18 protein-coding genes are annotated in these 18,173 nt (G+C 54.3%); 9 read left to right on the top strand and 9 right to left on the bottom strand.

What is annotated here, in order from left to right; genetic code table 11:
- Window positions 1–3: 3 nt before the first annotated feature.
- Window positions 4–798: a type I methionyl aminopeptidase gene (gene map, locus U869_RS0112705; protein ID WP_025120166.1), complete on the bottom strand. Its 795-nt coding sequence runs from the start codon at window positions 796–798 to the stop codon at window positions 4–6.
- On the bottom strand, window positions 795–998 hold the full coding sequence (locus U869_RS0112700) for a ParD-like family protein (protein WP_025120165.1): 204 nt from the start codon (window positions 996–998) through the stop codon (window positions 795–797). Before U869_RS0112700 ends, map begins: the two co-directional genes overlap by 4 nt.
- Before the next feature lie 171 nt (window positions 999–1,169).
- Between U869_RS0112700 and ddlA the strand changes: the two genes are divergently transcribed.
- On the top strand, window positions 1,170–2,276 hold the full coding sequence (ddlA, locus tag U869_RS0112695) for a D-alanine--D-alanine ligase (protein WP_025120164.1): 1,107 nt from the start codon (window positions 1,170–1,172) through the stop codon (window positions 2,274–2,276).
- Window positions 2,277–2,327: 51 nt separating this feature from the next.
- On the opposite strand, the gene U869_RS0112690 is transcribed toward ddlA, so the two are convergent.
- Both U869_RS0112690 and U869_RS0112685 read right to left on the bottom strand, forming a co-directional pair.
- Window positions 2,328–3,110 (bottom strand): ABC transporter substrate-binding protein, encoded by a 783-nt coding sequence (locus U869_RS0112690; protein WP_025120163.1) that lies wholly within the window; start codon window positions 3,108–3,110, stop codon window positions 2,328–2,330.
- 34 nt (window positions 3,111–3,144) lie between these two features.
- Window positions 3,145–4,299 (bottom strand): pyridoxal phosphate-dependent aminotransferase, encoded by a 1,155-nt coding sequence (locus tag U869_RS0112685; RefSeq protein ID WP_025120162.1) that lies wholly within the window; start codon window positions 4,297–4,299, stop codon window positions 3,145–3,147.
- Window positions 4,300–4,439: 140 nt separating this feature from the next.
- On the opposite strand from U869_RS0112685, the gene U869_RS0112680 reads away from it, so the two are divergent.
- From U869_RS0112680 to modA, 7 genes are all read left to right on the top strand, one after another.
- On the top strand, window positions 4,440–5,366 hold the full coding sequence (locus U869_RS0112680; RefSeq protein WP_025120161.1) for a LysR substrate-binding domain-containing protein: 927 nt from the start codon (window positions 4,440–4,442) through the stop codon (window positions 5,364–5,366).
- 83 nt (window positions 5,367–5,449) lie between these two features.
- Window positions 5,450–7,747, top strand: coding sequence for a beta-glucosidase BglX (gene bglX, locus U869_RS0112675; RefSeq protein ID WP_025120160.1), 2,298 nt, complete (start codon window positions 5,450–5,452; stop codon window positions 7,745–7,747).
- Window positions 7,748–8,011: 264 nt separating this feature from the next.
- Window positions 8,012–8,935, top strand: a complete 924-nt coding sequence (locus tag U869_RS0112670; protein WP_025120159.1) for a hypothetical protein — start codon at window positions 8,012–8,014, stop codon at window positions 8,933–8,935.
- Between the two features lie 171 nt (window positions 8,936–9,106).
- Window positions 9,107–10,156, top strand: a complete 1,050-nt coding sequence (locus tag U869_RS0112665; protein WP_025120158.1) for an ABC transporter substrate-binding protein — start codon at window positions 9,107–9,109, stop codon at window positions 10,154–10,156.
- Complete coding sequence (locus tag U869_RS0112660; RefSeq protein ID WP_025120157.1) at window positions 10,153–11,151, top strand: iron ABC transporter permease; 999 nt, start codon at window positions 10,153–10,155, stop codon at window positions 11,149–11,151. Before U869_RS0112665 ends, U869_RS0112660 begins: the two co-directional genes overlap by 4 nt.
- Window positions 11,144–11,923, top strand: coding sequence for an ABC transporter ATP-binding protein (locus U869_RS0112655; protein ID WP_025120156.1), 780 nt, complete (start codon window positions 11,144–11,146; stop codon window positions 11,921–11,923). The genes U869_RS0112660 and U869_RS0112655 overlap by 8 nt, the downstream gene beginning before the upstream one ends.
- A complete protein-coding gene (modA, locus tag U869_RS0112650; protein WP_025120155.1) occupies window positions 11,916–12,647 on the top strand; it encodes a molybdate ABC transporter substrate-binding protein in 732 nt (243 codons plus the stop codon). The genes U869_RS0112655 and modA overlap by 8 nt, the downstream gene beginning before the upstream one ends.
- Window positions 12,648–12,767: 120 nt before the next feature.
- Here the strand turns inward: modA and U869_RS0112645 are convergent, their stop codons facing one another.
- The 5 genes from U869_RS0112645 to U869_RS0112625 form a co-directional block, all read right to left on the bottom strand.
- Entirely contained in the window at window positions 12,768–13,073 is a 306-nt protein-coding gene (locus tag U869_RS0112645) for a hypothetical protein (protein WP_025120154.1), read from the bottom strand.
- Entirely contained in the window at window positions 13,070–13,705 is a 636-nt protein-coding gene (locus tag U869_RS0112640) for a division plane positioning ATPase MipZ (RefSeq protein WP_025120153.1), read from the bottom strand. Before U869_RS0112640 ends, U869_RS0112645 begins: the two co-directional genes overlap by 4 nt.
- Before the next feature lie 390 nt (window positions 13,706–14,095).
- Entirely contained in the window at window positions 14,096–14,437 is a 342-nt protein-coding gene (yajD, locus tag U869_RS0112635; RefSeq protein ID WP_025120152.1) for an HNH nuclease YajD, read from the bottom strand.
- A 63-nt stretch (window positions 14,438–14,500) separates the two neighbouring features.
- Window positions 14,501–15,403 (bottom strand): LysR family transcriptional regulator, encoded by a 903-nt coding sequence (locus U869_RS0112630; protein ID WP_025120151.1) that lies wholly within the window; start codon window positions 15,401–15,403, stop codon window positions 14,501–14,503.
- 60 nt (window positions 15,404–15,463) lie between these two features.
- Window positions 15,464–16,648, bottom strand: coding sequence for an MFS transporter (locus U869_RS0112625; RefSeq protein WP_025120150.1), 1,185 nt, complete (start codon window positions 16,646–16,648; stop codon window positions 15,464–15,466).
- Between the two features lie 703 nt (window positions 16,649–17,351).
- On the opposite strand from U869_RS0112625, the gene U869_RS32550 reads away from it, so the two are divergent.
- Complete coding sequence (locus U869_RS32550; protein WP_025120149.1) at window positions 17,352–17,999, top strand: LuxR C-terminal-related transcriptional regulator; 648 nt, start codon at window positions 17,352–17,354, stop codon at window positions 17,997–17,999.
- Window positions 18,000–18,173 lie beyond the last annotated feature (174 nt).

The following is an 18,173-nucleotide window of genomic DNA, read 5'->3' as shown; positions in this document are numbered from 1 at the left end:
TTGTTAATAGCGTTCCTGATATCCCGCCTCACGTTCTTCTGCGCGCAGCGTCAGGATCTCCACGCCGTCGGCAGTGACCGCCACAGTATGCTCCCATTGGGCGGAAAGTTTTTTATCGCGGGTGACCACGGTCCAACCATCTTTCTTCTGTTTGATGCGGTGGTCGCCCTGGTTAATCATCGGTTCGATGGTAAACACCATGCCTTCCTGCAACACCGTGCCGGTGCCAGGCTGGCCGAAGTGCAGCACCGCCGGGCCTTCGTGCATTTCGCGGCCAATGCCATGTCCGCAATATTCCCGTACCACGCTGTAACCCGCCTGTTCGGCATGGCGCTGGATGGCGTGGCCGATGTCACCTAGCGTAGCACCAGGCTTCACGGTTCGGATACCTTGCCACATCGACTCATACACGTTATTGACCAGCCGCTTGGCCACCGGGGTGATCTGGCCGATGCAATACATCTTGCTGGAGTCGGCAATAAACCCGTTGTTTTCCAGCGTAATATCTACGTTGACGATCATTCCGGAACGCAGGATTTTGCTGGCGGAAGGGATACCGTGGCAGATCACCTCGTCGATCGAGGTATTGAGCACGTAAGGGAAATCATACTGGCCTTTGCTGGCGGGGCGCGATTTCAGCTCATTAACGATAAAGGCTTCGGTACGGTCATTGATTTCCATGGTGGTGATCCCCTCACCGATCACCTCGTCGAGCATAGCAAACACCTTGGCCAGCAGTGCGCCGGAGTGACGCATGATGGCAATCTCCTGCGGCGTTTTGATCACAATATCTTTCACCCGACAATCTCCTTTAGCGTCAGCGCATTCTCTTTCATCATTTTCTTTACCAGTTGCGGATAGGTTAGCTCAGGATTGAGCTCTGCCAGCAGGCCGATCCTGATCCAATGTTCTGCCTGTGCGTTGATAGAACGCGACATGGTCAGGCTGGCGAGCCTGAGATCGTCATGCAAGGCATCAGAAATTTTTACGATCCCCATAACCTACTCCTGAAGTCAAAAATATACGAAGTGTATACGTTTTGGATGCTGCTGGTTTGTCATTCCGTGGCGTCAGCATTTTCGGCCGAATGGTAATTGCCGGGGCTGCTCAATGCGTTTATTGTGAAGGCTGGCTTTGTTGCCATGACATTTTCAAGAAGGATTTAGGGCGTGACTAAACTACGTGTTGGGGTGATCTTTGGGGGCAAATCGGCGGAGCATGAGGTTTCGCTACAGTCGGCAAAAAACATTCTGGATGCCATCGATAAAGACAAGTTTGACGTCACGCTGCTGGGGATCGATAAGCAGGGGCAGTGGCACCTTAACGATGCCTCCAACTTCCTGCTGAATGCGGAAAACCCGGCGTTGATCGCGCTGAACCACTCGAATAAAAACGTGGCGCTGGTCCCTGGGTATGAGAAACAACAGCTGATCCAGGCCGATGGTGCCGGTGCCTTGGGGCAGCTCGACATGGTATTCCCGATCGTGCATGGCACACTGGGGGAAGACGGCTCGCTGCAAGGATTGCTGCGTATGGCCAACATGCCGTTTGTTGGTGCGGGCGTGCTGGGTTCAGCGGTCAGCATGGACAAAGACGTCACCAAGCGCTTGCTGCGCGATGCCGGGTTGTCCGTGGCACCCTTTGTGACGCTGACGCGCTCTAATCGCAACAAATACACTTTTGCCCAATTAACGGCAAGCCTTGGGTTACCGCTGTTTGTTAAACCGGCGAACCAGGGTTCCTCCGTTGGCGTCAGCAAGGTACATGATGAGGCAGAGTTCGCACAGGCTATCGCTTTGGCATTCAGTTTTGACCACAAAGTACTGGTGGAGTCGGCCATTGTTGGCCGTGAGATTGAGTGCGCGGTACTGGGTAACGATAATCCGCAGGCCAGCGTGTGTGGCGAAATCGTTCTGAGCGATGAGTTCTATTCATACGACACCAAGTATATTAATGAGCAGGGCGCGCAGGTGGTGGTGCCAGCGGATCTTGAGCAGGACGTTAGCGACAAAATCCGCGATGTGGCATTGCAGGCCTTCAAAGCGCTGGATTGTTTAGGTATGGCACGCGTCGATGTTTTCCTGACGTCGGATAACCAGGTTATTATCAACGAAATTAATACGCTGCCCGGCTTCACTAATATCAGCATGTACCCGAAATTGTGGGGAGCCAGCGGGGTGAGCTATACCGAGTTGATTACTGCATTGATTGAGTTGGCGCTGGAGCGGCATCAGCAGGATCGCGGGTTAAACAGCTCGGTGTTTGATCGCCAGTAAATTGAGTTTCCTGGCACTCTTGCAGCTGAAGAGTGCCAGAGGATATCGATTTTATTTCACCGTCACATCGATATCGCCAAAGTACTTCTTGGAGAGCTCGCCAATGGTGCCTTGCTGCTTCACCTTGGCAATGGCCTCGTTGAGCTTTTTCAGCGTTGCGGTGTCGTCTTTACGCAAGCCGAAGGCGATGCCTTCTCCCAGGATTTTGTCGTCCTGTACCGCATCACCAACAAAGGCAAAGCCCTTACCATCTGGATGCGCCAGGAATCCACTCTGGCCGGCAGGAGCCATGATCAAGGTGGCATCCAGGCGGCCAGCGGTAAGGTCCAGATAGACCTGATTCTGATCCTGGTAGGACACCACATCGACTCCCTCAGGTGCCCAATGCGCCTTGGCGTAGTTTTCCTGAATCGAGCCCTGCAACACGCCGACATGTTTACCTGCCAGTGATTTGGCATCGGGTTTCAGGCCGCTGTCGGCCTTGGCGATCAGGCGGTTGGGTACTTGATAGATCGAATCGGTAAACGCAATCGCCTGCCTGCGCTGTTCGGTGACGTTCATCGCCGAGTTGATTACGTCAAATTTGCGCGCCTGCAACGCCGGGATCAGACTGTCGAACGAGGTTTCTACCCAGCTGCACTTGACCTGCGCGGCGGCACACACGGCGTTACCCAGATCGATATCAAACCCTTCCAACTGGCCGCTGGCGGATTTGGACTCGAAGGGCGGGTATAGCGCTTCAAGGCCAAAGCGCAGGCTGTTCTCTGTCGCTAGCGTGGAACCGGCTGCCAGTAAACATCCTGCGGCGATCAGCGTCTTTAATGTTTTCTTCATCGAGGTCTTTTTCCCATGGTAAGCAATCAATGGATCACACCTGGCACAGGCGGCGAGCGCCTTCTAACAGGGTGTCATTATCTTTTGAGAAGCTAAGCCGGATAATGCCGGTATCGGTGCCGTCGCTGTAGAAGGCCGACAGCGGGATGGTCGCAACCTTCGCTTCGCGGATCAGGCGCACCGCAAAGTCGTTGTCGCTTTCATTGCTGAAACCGCTAAAGCGGGCCAGCATAAAGAAACTGCCACGGCTGGGCAGTAATTCAAAGCGCGAACTTTGCAGCGCGTTGGCTAGCAGATCGCGTTTTTGCTGGTAGAACTCCGCCAAGCCCAGGTAGCTCTGTGGATTATTCAGGGCGGTGGCAAAGGCATATTGCATCGGCGTATCGGCAGAGAACACCATAAATTGGTGCACCTTGCGGATTTCTTCCATCAGGGTGGCCGGTGCCATGCAGTAGCCCACGCGCCAGCCGGTGACGTGATAGGTCTTGCCGAAGGAAGAGACGATCACGCTGCGCTCTGCCAGAGCAGGATGGCAGGCCATGCTGTGATGGATGCCGCCGTCGAACACCACGTGCTCATACACTTCATCGGAAAGAATGACGATATCGGTGTTACGGGTCAGGGCCGTCAGGCGCTCGATATCGTGCTCGGTAAATACGCTGCCGGTAGGGTTGTGCGGACTGTTGACGATAATCATGCGGGTTTTGCTGTTGATTGCCGCGGCGACCTCATCCCAGTCAATGGTTAAATCCTGTAGGGAAAGCTTGATGGCTACCGGCGTGGCACCTTGCAGACGCACGATAGGGGCATAGCTGTCGAAGGCCGGCTCGAAATAGGTCACTTCATCACCGGGATGCACTAACGCACTGATGGCGGAGTACAGCCCTTCGCTGGCGCTGGCGATCACCGTGATTTCGTCGTCGGCGTCGAAGCGTGCGCCATACAGACGTTCAACTTTGTCCGCCAGTGCATGACGCAGTGCGGCCACGCCACTCATCGGGGCGTATTGGTTATGTCCTGCACGCATGGCTTGGGCAACGCCCTCGACCAGTTGCACGTCGCAGGCAAAATTGGGAGCACCTTGCGACAGATTCAAGGCGTGATGTTCGGCGCTCAGTTGGCCGATAACGGTGAAAATGGTGGTGCCAACGTCCGGCAGTTTCGAACGTTGCGAGCAGGCGCTCTGCATGGTGGGCTCCTGGCAAAAGAATCGGGTGTCGAATGATTAAGCATCAGTTAGGATGGGCTAACAAGAGAAAATTCGTCATGCTTGCCATGCAGTCAGATCATGGCTGGTAATGAAAATAAATGCAGCTATTGAGACTTGTTATGCAAACATCATTGCCCTCGCTCGACGTGCTGAAAACCTTTGTGGTGGTGGCCGAGCGCCTCAATTTTACCCATGCAGCCCAAACGCTGCATCTGACACAGGGCGCGGTCAGCCGCCAGATCCTGGGGTTGGAACAGCAGTTGGGTTATCCGCTGTTCAGCCGCCGAGCGCGCGGGCTGACGCTAACGCCACAGGGTGCGCAGCTATTGGCACCGGTACAGCTGGCGTTAGAGCAACTGGCACAAGCGCTGGCCAAGGCCGGGGAACAGCCGGGGACGTTGCGCGTCAAATGCCCAACCTGCGCGATGCGCTGGGTATTGCCGCGCATCATTCGCCTGCAGAATGAGCGGCCAGAGATGCACATCGAACTGACCGCGTCGGTGTCACACGGGCTGGATTTTGGCAGCGAACATTTCGATGCGGCGGTGGTGTTCGGCAAGCCGCAGGGCAAACGGCTGGTGGTACACCATTTATTTGATGAGATCCTGACGCCGGTCTGTACCCCAAACTATCTGCCCGATCTGGCTCAACCTGTGGAACCTGCCGATTTGGCAGAGACCACCTTGCTGCATCCCACGCGCGATCGCCGCGACTGGCTGCTGTGGTTGAAGGCGGCGGGGCAGACCACCTTGCCTTCCGCCAAGTCACAGCATTTCGATACGCTCGATCTGGCCATGAGCGCTGCGTTGCAGGGCTGTGGTATCGCCATCGGCGATCTGTGCCTGCTGGAAGAGGATATTCAGGCTAACCGCATCATCACGCCGTTCCCCATCAGCGTGGTCAGCGGTGCCGCCTATTATCTGGTTTATCCCGAACACGCGGTGGTGCCTGCTTCATTAACCCGACTGGTCGAGTGGTTGGGGGCCGAGGCACAAGCCAGCCGGACCAGATTGCATCATCTGTTGACGTCAACGCAGACGAATTGATTCTGCTATGGCAAACTGCGTGCTCACATCTATTAATATGCCTGGCCGCCACTGGCGGCGGGGACGTGCCTGAGAATCAAAATATGAAATGGCTTTGTGTGGTGAGTATGTTGTCCGGTCTGGCTATCAGCCCGGTTTTTGCGCAGGAAACCAGCGTGACGCAGGGGATCAATGCGCAGCAGCGTGATGCTTTTGTCGCCAACCTGATGAAACAGATGACGCTGGAAGAGAAAATCGGCCAGTTGCGCCTGATCAGCGTTGGGCCGGATAACCCGAAAGAGGCCATCCGTGATGGCATCAGTAAAGGGCAGATCGGCGCCATCTTCAATACCGTGACTCGCCATGATATCCGCGTGATGCAAGATCAGGCCATGCAGCTCAGCCGCCTGAAGATCCCACTGTTTTTTGCCTATGACGTGGTACACGGTCAGCGTACCGTTTTCCCAATCAGCCTGGGCTTGGCAGCCAGCTTTGATATGGAGGCTATCGCTCTGAGTGGCCGCGTTTCGGCACAGGAAGCCAGCGACGACGGCCTCAACATGACCTTCTCGCCGATGGTGGATATTACCCGCGATCCGCGCTGGGGCCGGGTCTCCGAAGGGTTCGGTGAGGATACCTGGCTGGTATCGAAGATCGCTAAAGTGATGGTGGATGCCTACCAGAATGGCGATCCGTCCAAGCCGGGATCGGTGATGGCCAGCGTGAAACACTTTGCCCTGTATGGTGCTACAGAAGGGGGGCGCGACTACAACACCGTTGATATGAGCCCGTTGCGTATGTATCAGGATTACCTGCCGCCGTATAAAGCGGCGGTGGATGCCGGCAGCGGTGGCGTGATGGTATCGCTCAACTCGATCAACGGCGTGCCTGCGACCGCCAACCCGTGGCTGCTGAAAGATTTGTTGCGCGACCAATGGGGTTTCAAAGGCATTACCATCAGCGATCACGGTGCGATTAAAGAGCTGATTAAACACGGCGTGGCGCAGGATGCGCGTGACGCGGTGCGCCTGGCGATCACCTCCGGTGTCGACATGAGCATGAGCGACGAGTATTACGACCAATACTTGCCAGGGCTGGTGAAGGAGGGCCTGGTTTCAGAAAGCGAGATCGACCGCGCCTGCCGCGATGTGCTCAATACCAAATATGATATGGGCCTGTTTAAAGATCCGTATAACCACCTTGGCCCGGTGGGCTCCGATCCGCAGGATACCAATGCCGAAAGCCGTCTGCACCGTGCGGAAGCCCGCGTGATTGCCCGCAAGACCATGGTGTTGCTGAAAAATGACCACCAGACGCTGCCATTGCAAAAGCAGGGCACCATTGCGTTGATCGGGCCGATGGCCGACAGCCAGCGCGATATCATGGGCAGTTGGTCGGCGGCAGGCGTGGTGAAGCAGTCGATCACCGTGCGCGAAGGGTTGCAGAACGCGGTGAAGGATAAGGCCAACATCCTGTATGCCAAAGGGGCCAATATCACGCAGGATAAAAGCATTATCGATTATCTGAATGAATATGAGCCCGCGGTGGCCTTTGACACGCGCTCGCCACAGCAGATGATCGATGAAGCGGTGAACATCGCCAAACAGGCCGACGTAGTGGTGTCGGTAGTGGGTGAAGCGCAGGGGATGGCCCATGAAGCCTCCAGCCGGGCAGATATCACTATTCCGCAAAGCCAGCGCGATCTGATTGCGGCGTTGAAAGCCACCGGCAAGCCGCTGGTACTGGTGCTGATGAATGGCCGCCCGCTGGCGTTGAGCTGGGAAAGTGAACATGCAGACGCCATGCTGGAAACCTGGTACAGCGGTACCGAAGGCGGCAACGCCATCGCCGATGTGCTGTTTGGCGACTATAACCCTTCCGGCAAGCTGCCCATGACCTTCCCACGTTCGGTGGGGCAGATCCCGATGTATTACAACCATCTGAATACTGGCCGTCCGTTCGGTAAGGAAAACCCAGGCAAGTACACCTCGCGTTACTTTGACTCGCCAAATGGCCCGTTGTACCCGTTCGGTTATGGCCTGAGTTATAGCCAGTTTGAACTGTCGGACTTCAAGCTTTCCAGCCCGGAAATGGCGCGCGATGGCAAAATTACCGCCAGCGTGATGCTGAAAAATACCGGCAAGTACAACGGCGCTACCGTGGTACAGCTGTATGTGCAGGATGTGACCGCCTCGGTCAGCCGCCCAGTCAAGGAGCTGCGTAACTTCAAGAAGGTGACGTTGCATGCGGGGCAGCAACAGCGGGTGGAATTACCCATTACCGAGGATGATCTGAAGTTTTATAACGCCAGCCTGAAATGGAGCGCGGAGCCGGGCAAATTCAACGTGTTTGTCGGTCTGGACTCGGACAACGTGCAACAGCAGAGCTTTACTCTGAAGTAAGTTTGTGAGTGTTTACACTCGCTGTATCCCCCTCATCCCAACCCTCTCCCACAGGGAGAGGGAACTAGTCCTGCGTCGTTAGTTGGCAATGTTGCACTACGGTAGGGGCGCTGCATGCTGCGCCCGTGTCAAGGTCAGATACGGGGGGCAAATTATGGCACGTTCGGTCCCCTCGCCCTTTGGGAGAGGGTGAGGGGACCGAGTGACAATAGAAGCCTCATTCGTCGCCAACAGGTTCGATAACAACCATCGGGAGAGTGCACCATGAAGAGATATCTGGACTGTAGCGCCAGCGATCTGGCCAACATCAGCAAAGACGAGCTGATCTACGCCATCCGTGCCAGTGAAGGGCGTATCCTGGTCAGTGAAAGTATTGCGGTGACTCAGCCATTGCTCAATAACGTCACCAATGCCGAACTGGCCGCCAGCCAGGGGGCCGACCTGCTGCTGTTGAATCTGTTCGATGTTAATCAGCCGCATATTGCCGGGCTGCCTGCCGATGTTGCACCCGAAGACGCCATACGTGAGCTACAACGGCTGACCAGGCGCGTTATTGGCGTAAACCTGGAGGCCGTCGATCCGGCGTTTGCCACCGCGCATAATGAGTTCTGGCAGATGACGGCAGGGCGTGCCGCCACGGCAGAAAACGCCCGTAAACTGTATGAGCTGGGTGCCCGCATGGTGGTATTGACCGGCAACCCGAACAACGGCGTCAGCAACCAGGCCATCGCCGAGGCGCTGAAACACATTCGTGATGAAGTGGGTGACAAGCTGGTGCTGGTCACCGGGAAGATGCACAGTGCCGGGATTGTGCGCGAAAGTGGCAGCCAGTTAATCACCGAACAGGATATTGCGTTGTTTATCGAAAACGGCGCCGATAGCGTCCTGCTGCCCGCACCGGGAACCATCCCCGGCATGTCGCAGGAAAAGGTCGCTGCGTTGATTGCCTTCACTCAGCAGCAGGGCGCGCTGGCGATGACCGCCATCGGTACTTCTCAGGAAGGGGCCGATGTCCAAACCATCCGCCAGATTGCCCTGATGAGCAAAATGGCCGGGGCCGATCTGCACCATATCGGCGATACCGGTTACCTTGGCCTGGCGCTGCCGGAGAATATTTTTGCCTACAGCGTGGCGATCCGTGGTGTTTGGCATACTTATACGCGCATTGCCCGCTCGGTTAATCGCTAACGTTTATTCCCCCCTCACCCTAGCCCTCTCCCTTTGGGAGAGGGCTAGGGTGAGGGGGGGCGCTTTCGCTATCTATTCACCTTTTCATGTCTTGTTTGATCCGGCTGATTGTTTCAATGTGGCTATCGCTATATGATTTTATATATAACGATAACCCATAGAGACCACCTTATGTTTAAACGTATTCCTCGCTTATTACTGATTTTGCTTGTTTTTTCCTCCAGCGTTTTTGCGGAGCGCCAGGTCACCGATCAACTGAACCGTACCGTCACCCTGCCGGATCACATCACCCGCGCCGTGGTGTTACAACATCAGACGTTAAACCTGTTAGTACAGCTTGATGCCATGCCACAGGTGGTGGGGGTGCTCAGCAGCTGGCAGAAACAGCTGGGGCCAAACTATCTGCGTCTGGCTCCGAGCCTGGCCAAGATGCCAATGCCGGGCGATCTCACGGCGGTCAATATCGAAAGCTTGCTGAGCCTGCATCCGCAGGTGGTGTTTGTCGCCAACTATGCTCCGGCGGATATGATCGCCCAGATCGAGCAGGTAGGAATTCCGGTGGTAGCCATTTCTTTGCGTCGTGAACCGGCGGATCAGGCCGGGAAAATCAACCCGGTGCTGGAAGATGAAGATCAGGCCTATAACCTCGGTTTGCAGGACGGTATCCGCCTGATTGGCAAAGTGATGGGGCGTGAGGCCCAGGCGGAGGCGATGGTGAAAGATGTCTTCCAACAGCGCGCACAGGTAGCCGCTCGCCTGCAAGATATTCCAGAGGCACAGCGGGTGCGGGTCTATATGGCTAACCCGGATCTCACCACTTACGGCTCGGGTAAATACACCGGTCTGATGATGCAGCACGCAGGCGCTGTCAACGTAGCGGCAAAAGATATCCAGGGCTTCAAGCAGGTTTCGATCGAAGATGTGCTGAAGTGGAACCCGGCGGTTATCTTTGTGCAGGAGCGCTATCCTGAAGTCGTACAGCAGATCCTCACTTCACCACAATGGCAGCAGATTGATGCAGTGAAACACAAACGGGTTTACCTGATGCCAGAATATGCCAAAGCCTGGGGCTATCCAATGCCGGAAGCCCTGGCGTTGGGGGAACTCTGGATGGCAAAAGCGCTCTACCCACAGCGTTTTCACGATGTCGATCTACAGCAACATGTCGATGCGTATTATCAGCACTATTACCGCGCCAGTTGCTGCCAGACCGTGAAATGAAGCTGGGGTTATTACTACTGCTAACGGCCTGTTGTGCGCTGCTTTCTTTGGGCATTGGCCGTTATCCGGTATCGGCTGGTCATAGCCTGATGATTTTGCTGGAACCGTTTATCGGCCAGCATGCAGATATCACGGCAATCGAGCGGCAGGTGATCCTTGGTGTACGTGTCCCACGTGTGCTGTTAGCCATGGGGGCGGGGGCGGCTCTGGCATTATGTGGGGCGGCACTGCAAGGGGTCTTTCGTAACCCGTTGGTCGATCCGCATATTATCGGCGTTTCCTCCGGGGCGGCCTTTGGCGGGACCTTGGCTATCCTGCTGGGCCTGCCGATGTTGATGCTACTGTTCTGTGCCTTTGTGTTCGGCATGTCGGCGTTGTTGCTGATTTTTGCCATCACCAGCGCCATCGCCCGGCGCAATATTCTTTCGCTGGTGTTGGCCGGGGTGATCCTCAGCGGTTTCTTTTCTACCTGTGTCAGCCTGGTGCAATATCTGGCCGATAGCGAAGAAAAGCTCCCCAGCATCGTATTTTGGTTGTTGGGCAGTTTTGCCACTGCCAACAGCCACAAACTACTGATGTTATTCCTGCCGTTGCTGCTGGCCGGTGGCCTGTTGCTAGGCCTGCGCTGGCGCATCAACCTGCTTTCCTTGGGGGATGAAGATGCCGCCGCGCTGGGGATTAACGTTGAACGCACCCGCTGGTTGATCCTGACGCTATGCGCGGTGATTGTGGCCGCACAGGTGGCCGTCAGCGGCAGTATTGGTTGGGTGGGCCTGCTGATCCCGCATTTGGCCCGTTTGCTGGTGGGGCCAGACCACCGGCGTCTATTACCGGCTGCCATGTGCCTTGGGGCGTTGTATATGGTGTTGATCGACGATTTGGCACGCACGTTGAGCAGCAGCGAAATCCCGCTGGGCATTCTCACCGCGTTAATTGGTGCGCCTTTGTTTGCTTTGCTGTTGCGGCGGGCGCAAGTGAGAGGTTGGAATGGTTGAAACGCTCTTACAGGTCAACAACCTGAGCTTTGGCTGGCCAGGACAGCCAACATTGTTCCAGCAGCTCGATTTGCAACTGCAACGGGGTGAAGTGCTGGCGGTGCTTGGCCCCAACGGGCGTGGCAAAAGCACCTTGATGCAACTCTTGTTGGGCACTTTACCGTTGCACCAAGGGAGCGTGTCTCGTCACTGCGGGCTAGGATTTGTGCCGCAATATTTCACGCCGCCGTTTGCCTACAAGGTGCTGGATATTGTGCTGATGGGGCGGGCGCGGCATGTGAAGCTATTTCGCTCGCCTTCGGCTCAGGATCATCAGTTAGCCAAACAGGCGCTGCATGCGCTGGATATGTTGGCATTTGCCGATCGTGAGTTTGGCAGCCTTTCCGGCGGGCAGCGCCAATTGGTGCTGATAGCCCGTGCGTTGGCGATGGCCTGTGAAGTTCTGATCCTTGATGAGCCGACCTCGGCATTGGATTTGCACCATCAGGACAAGGTGCTAACGATGATCGACCAACTGGCGCGTGAACGGCAAATGGCGGTGATCTTTTCTACTCATCAGCCCAACCACGCCCATGCGGTGGCGGATCGGGCATTATTGCTGGGAGCGGAAGGACGGCATCAGTTAGGTGATTGTCAGCAGGTGCTGACGGCGGAAAATCTCTCGCCGTTGTTTCAACTGCCGATTGAGCGGTTATCAGTGCCCTTTGCTGGTAGCCATCTGGAAACGTTGGTGCCCATCTTCCACAGCCTGCGGGAGCGTAACCGTGAATAGCATAACTCTGTTTGCCGCAGGTAGCCTGCGGCTGGCGTTCACTCCACTGCTGGCAGAGTTCGAGCAACAAACCGGTCAGCGAGTTGAAGCCACCTTTGGCCCGGCTGGATTATTACGGCAACGTATTGAACAAGGCGTAAGGCCGCAGATATTCGCCTCTGCCAACCTTGAACATCCACAGCGATTAGTGGCTAATGGTATTGAGCAGGCGGTGCAGCCGTTTACCTGTAATCACTTGTGTGCCACGGTGCGCAATATTCCGGCGTTAACGCAGCCGGATTTACTGGCGTTACTGTGTGATCCCCAATGGCAGGTCGGCACCTCGACGCCGCTGGCCGACCCTTCCGGCGATTATGCCCAACAGTTATTCGATCGTCTGGAGCAATTATTGCCAGGGCAGGGGGACGTGTTGCGTAGTAGGGCGGTGGCGTTGGTCGGAGGAGCAGATTCGGCACCGATACCGGCAGGCCGGCTGGCGGCGGAATATCTGATTGCAACGCATCAGGCAGATATCTTCCTTGGCTACGCCAGTTATGCCGAGGCATTAGCCACCTGTCCAGAGGTAAAAGTGCGTAGTTTGCCAGCCGCGCTCGACTTCAAGGTGACTTATGGATTGTGTCTATTGGAGGAGGGGAGTGTGGCAGCGCAGGAGTTGGTCGCCTTCATTCTCAGTGCACAAGGACAGCAGATTTTGCAGCGAATGGGGATGCTGCCTCTGAATTAAGGCTTTGATATCAATATCATTAATTTAGTAAGTTAATAAGTTGTCAGCTTGTTAATCTATTACTTAAACTTGCCAGCTTCCGAGTTTGTTAACTTGTTAAGCTGGCAATTTTTTGAGTGGTCAGATCTTCTTTAGCAGCGTCAGCAACTGCGCCTCGCTCTTGTCGGCCAGGCTGTCGATGGCCAACTTGATCACGTCGGAACGGGTAATGCGTACGATGCCGTTACGCGCGGCATGGCCAATCACGTCGTCGATCATTTCCACGTGGTTATCCGTCAGGCTGACGGACAGCGCTTTATAGATGCGCTTACGGCCCTGGGGTTTTTCGGCGGCTGCGGCAGGGGCGGGAACAATCAACGTATGCGACGTGGCGCTGTTGATAAATTCATCTTCGGACATGCGGTGCGTTGGGGTACGCTTTTTCACAGGATCACCTCGGTTACCAGGCTTTCGATTTCGTGCTGGGCCTTTTCATTGCTCGCTTCATGTACGGTTAGCGCTTCGCCCCAGGCATCGCGATAAATTTTGCGATCGCATAGGCGATTGTTCACCAGCTTCAGCTCTGGGTATTCGCTCAGCACTTCGGCCGCTTCGTTGGCTTCGTTAATGAAGATATTGGTTGGGCACAGGTTCAACACAATGTGGCCTTTCACCTTTTCATTGTATTCCTGCGCGGTGGAGAACATCTCGGACAGGTAGCCGATGGTATCCAGGTCCATCTGTGAAGGGCGCAACGGCGAGATAAACAGATCGGCGGCCAGTAGCCCAGAGCGCAATTCTGCACTGTCGCGGCCAGCGGTATCGACAATCACATAATCGTAATGACGATTCAGTTCCAGCAGGGTTTCTTTGATCTTGCCAGAGGCGGCTACCACCGGGATCTGTGGCACGCCTTCGACATTCTGGCGGTCGTTGAACCAGGTCATGATGGATTTCTGGTCATCGGCATCGACGATGATGGCCGTTTTTTTCTTTTTGAGGATCAGATATCCGGCGATGTTTACCGCCATGGTCGATTTCCCGACGCCACCTTTCTGCGAACCGATCAAAACAATCATGCTGCCATCTCTCAAGTTGCCAAGCGGATAACTTATCAACCAACTAACTTAATAAGTTAATGCGCTTGTTAGGTTGGTAATTAAATGAGTTAACAAGTGCGTATGACGACAATATGCCCCATTGGCGGCGACTTGCCAAGTAGCTAAAGTCTTAACTTGCGGGTTTGTTTATCTGGCAACTTAATAACTTGATAGGTTATTAAGTTGGCGGAAAGCCACGAAAAGGCGCTAATTCAGCCTAAGTTAATAGCTTGGCAAGTTGTTAATTTGAGCGGTGATTAAGGTAGCAAGCAGGCAAAGGGAGAACTGGGCGCAGCGTGTGGATAATCGGGGGCTGCGTGTGGCTAATCGGGCGCAGCATGCAGCGCCCCTACAATTAACTGGTGGAGTCTACTTTTTCATCATGTTTTTCAGATTGGCAAAGGGGTTATGCGTGGCTAGCCCTATGTCTTTCTGTGCATCTTCACCAGCGACCACCGTGGAGCCATACTGGTCGGCTTCGGTGTATTTTGAGTGCTCGTGATCGTGGCAATACAGGCACAGCATTTCCCAGTTGCTACCGTCCTCTGGGTTATTGCTGTGGTCATGATCGATGTGATGCACCGTTAGCTCACGCAGGTTGGAGTAAACAAATTCACGTGAACAGCGCCCGCAAACCCACGGGAAGATTTTCAGTGCTTTTTCGCGGTAGCCGGTTTCCAGCCTCGCGTAGTTTTTTGGAATGAATGCCATGGTGTGCCTACAGGATCAAAATGATATTACGCTCAATATTACCACAGACTTCCTGCAGATCCCTCAGGCAAGCGATTGGAATCGCTCTACCGCCCACTCGATAAACACCCGCAGTTTGGCACTGAGATGGCGGTTGGAGGGATAAACCACGTACATCTGTTCATCCGGTGGTTGCCAATTATCCAACAGGCTGATCAATTCGCCGTTGTCCAGGTGCGGCTGTGCCATAAAACGAGGTGTTTGGATGATACCCAGGCCAGCCAACCCGGAGGCTAGATGCGCGTTACTTTCGTTAACGCTGACCTGGTAGCGGTGCAGGATATCAATGGTTTTGCCTTGATCGACAAATTGCAGCGGCTGGATACGGTCGTTCAGTGCGTGGCGATAGTGTGCCAGCGGATATCCCTGTTCGAGATCGCAAGGATGTTGTGGAGTGCCGTGGCGGGCAAGGTAGGCTGGCGTAGCGCAGGTCACCCATTGCAATGCGAACAAGCGCCGGGCGATCAGGCTAGAGTCGGCCAAAGGGCCGCTGCGGATCACGCAGTCTGCACTGTCATTGATTAAATCGATGTTGCGATCGCCCACGCCCAGGTCGATCTGGATCTGGGGATAGCGGGCGATAAACTCAGGCAGGGCGGGCAACAGCACCAACCTTGCAGTAGAACCTCCCGCATCAATGCGCAATACGCCCTGCGGTGCGGATTGCGACTCGGTCATGCAGCCTTCCATCTGCTCCAACTCCGCCAGCCATTTTACCGTACGCCGGTAATAACACTCGCCCTCTGAGGTGACCGAAACGCTGCGGGTAGTACGTTGGAACAGTTTGGTTTGCAGGTGATTTTCCAGGTTCTGGATCAGTTTGGTGACGGTGGCTTTTGGCATACGCAGCGAATCGGCGGCACGGGTAAAGCCGCCGGTTTCCACCACGCGATTAAACACACGAATAGCTAGCAGATGGTGATCCATAACGCTCTCGATACCTTGCCCCGGCACATTGCCGGGGCTGTTTCTACAGGGAAATAATGATTATGGCTGCTTAATGCTAATCATGCTGCTGCGTAATGACCAACCAAATACCAGCATAGCCGACAGGATCAGTGCGCCGCCGAACAGCATCGCGCTGCTGACGCCTTGCCAGTCAACCACTTCGCCGCCAAGCAGCGCACCCGAGGCCAGGGCAATCTGGATCACACACACCAATAATGCCTGCCCGGCTTCGGGGGCCTGGGGAACGGCGGCAAACATCCAGTTGGTGGCACAGACCGGCACCGCGCCAAATGCCAACCCCCAGACCAACACCATCAAGGTAGCTCCAGGGATCCCGCTCAGGATTGGCGAAACAATCAGGATTGCGGCCAGCATGGCGGTGATCAGGATAAAGGTGGCGCGCAGGCTATGCTCCGCCAGCCGCTCCCCTAGGAAGGTACCCAGTAAACCAATGGCACCATAAGCGAGCAGTTGCAACGAGATAGCCGTCGGGCTAAGGACGAAGACCTGTTGCAACAGCGGGCGCAGGTAGGTGTAGGCGGCAAAGTGGCCGATAAACAGCAGCACGATAGCGATTAGCCCAATACGTGCCATCGGCAAACGGAACGGCAACAGCAGATCGCTCGGCGTTACCGGGCGGCTTGGTGGTACCGAGGTGAGCAGGCGCATTTGTGCCAACAACACGATGCCAGCCAGTGCCGCACCGCCAAAGAACGCGGCGCGCCAACCGAACAGATCGCCAATCAATGCTCCCGCAGGGACGCCGCATACCGCGCCGACGGAAATGCCGCTCAGGATCAGCGCGGTCGCCCGGCCTTGGCTGGCAACCGGCACCAGATGGCGGCCATAGTTGGCGGCGAAAGACCAGAAACCGCCGACGCAGACGCCCAGCAGCACGCGGCCAAGCAGCATGATGGGGAAGTTGACCGCCAACGCGGAAACCAGATTGGAAACGATCAGCAGTGTGGAGAGGCCCAGCATCAGCAACCGTCGATCAAGCCGTCCAGAGAGCAGGCTCAGAACGGGAGCCGCCACGGCGGCGACCACGCCGGGTATGGTGACCATCAGACCGGCTTTACCGGTGCTGACATCCAGGGAGGGGGCGATGTTGGTGAGTAACCCGATGGGCAGGAACTCGGTGGTGACCATGACAAAACAGGCGACCGTCAGCGAGAAGATCGCCAGCCAGGGTGATGATGCAGGTTTTTCTTTATTATTTAACATAGTAGCGCTCATCTCAGGTGAATACGCACCTCGTACGACAGCTGTACGAGTGATCGGGATCACAATTTACGCAGCGATGCGCGGCGAATAAATCCATCTGCGGTGGTTACACTGTTTCCACTGGGGAATAATCATCTGAAGCAAGCGTTGGCGCGGGTTGGCGGGATGAAAAAGGGAAAAAGACATTTTCGCATAAGTTTATGCTGTGAGCGCTAAGTCGCGACTCCGGCCTGGCAGCACAGAAGGCCGAATCGGAGCCTACTTCCGAATTGCAAGCCACTAGTCCCCCTCTGGGTGTGGCTGGTGATCATCACGTAGAGCTGAATTAGCAAGTTAATAAAACTTTGCACTTCCAGGGGGGTAATGTTGCTCACTTCAACCGTAAATGATAATAGCTACCACTTTAATTATTATTTTATTGCCGAATTAAGAATAAAGTCCGTAAATACGCTGTTATTCCTAATTACCAAGAAGGTTTTTGATATTCGAATGTTTAAAATGGTGTTGATTTAATTGGTAAAAAACTGCATTTCAAGACTTTTCCTAGAAACTATCAACCTTCTCTTACATCTTCCTCAGAGTCGTTCCTATCTAATAACCTCAGTTGCAAAAGGTAGTGGGCTTACATCCGGCCGGAGTGCCAGGAAACCGCAGCACTACTAATATCGGTTTTCCAGGGCAGTACCAAAAAAGGGACTTGAAGATGAACCAGGTAAGGGTCGCTTGCATAACGAATAACTCTTATTTAAGACTGGCATTGCTGTATGTCTTTTCGACGTTAAGAAGAGAGCGCAGCTATTTACCTGAGGTAAAGCTGGTTTTTTTTAACAACTATCTCGCCTTTAAATCCCGGCAGGATGACAATAGCTACTACAACGGCGTTGTTATTGATAGTTGCGGTAATTTCTTTGATTTGGTCAAGCTGTTTGAAAGCCTTCCTCAGCAGTTTTGCGATGAGGAAGTTATTACCCATTGTGCTTTTTTACATGATAAAAAATATCTGACGACATTAATTAATGATACCCAGGATGAATCTATTGTCTGCATCGATAAAGATGTGGATATGGTTTCGTTCTTTCATCAATTGTATGTTTTTATTAAAAAAATAGAAGTCGCCATGAATGGCTGTATGCAGTCTGGCCGCAGCGAAAATTTCAAATGTTATGACTTTTATAAGAGGAAGTTAACCACGCCGGAGTTAAGCACCTTGAACGATATAATGAGGGGCGTCTCCCTCGTTGATATTGCCTTAACACGTAATCGAAGTGTTAAAACTATCACCAGTCATAAAATAAACGCCTTAAAAAAGCTTGGTGTAAAAAGTATGTCTGATTTGTTAGTAAGACGCTAATAACGTGATGGGGGATTTAATATGGAATTTAGAGTAAGTGAGCCACACCCAGGGAATCTATTCTGAAATCTATTTTGATTTTACAGGATTAGATAATCACGCGAGTCACTGCGCGTGCATAATACTTTTTATTGGAACAAGCTTATGAATACGATATACCCAATAAACCTCAAG

The sequence above is a fragment of the Serratia sp. H1w genome (genome assembly GCF_000633355.1).
Taxonomy (GTDB): domain Bacteria; phylum Pseudomonadota; class Gammaproteobacteria; order Enterobacterales; family Enterobacteriaceae; genus Chania.
The sequence above is the reverse complement of the archived record's forward strand: the minus strand, read 5'-3'. Positions and strand labels throughout refer to the sequence as shown.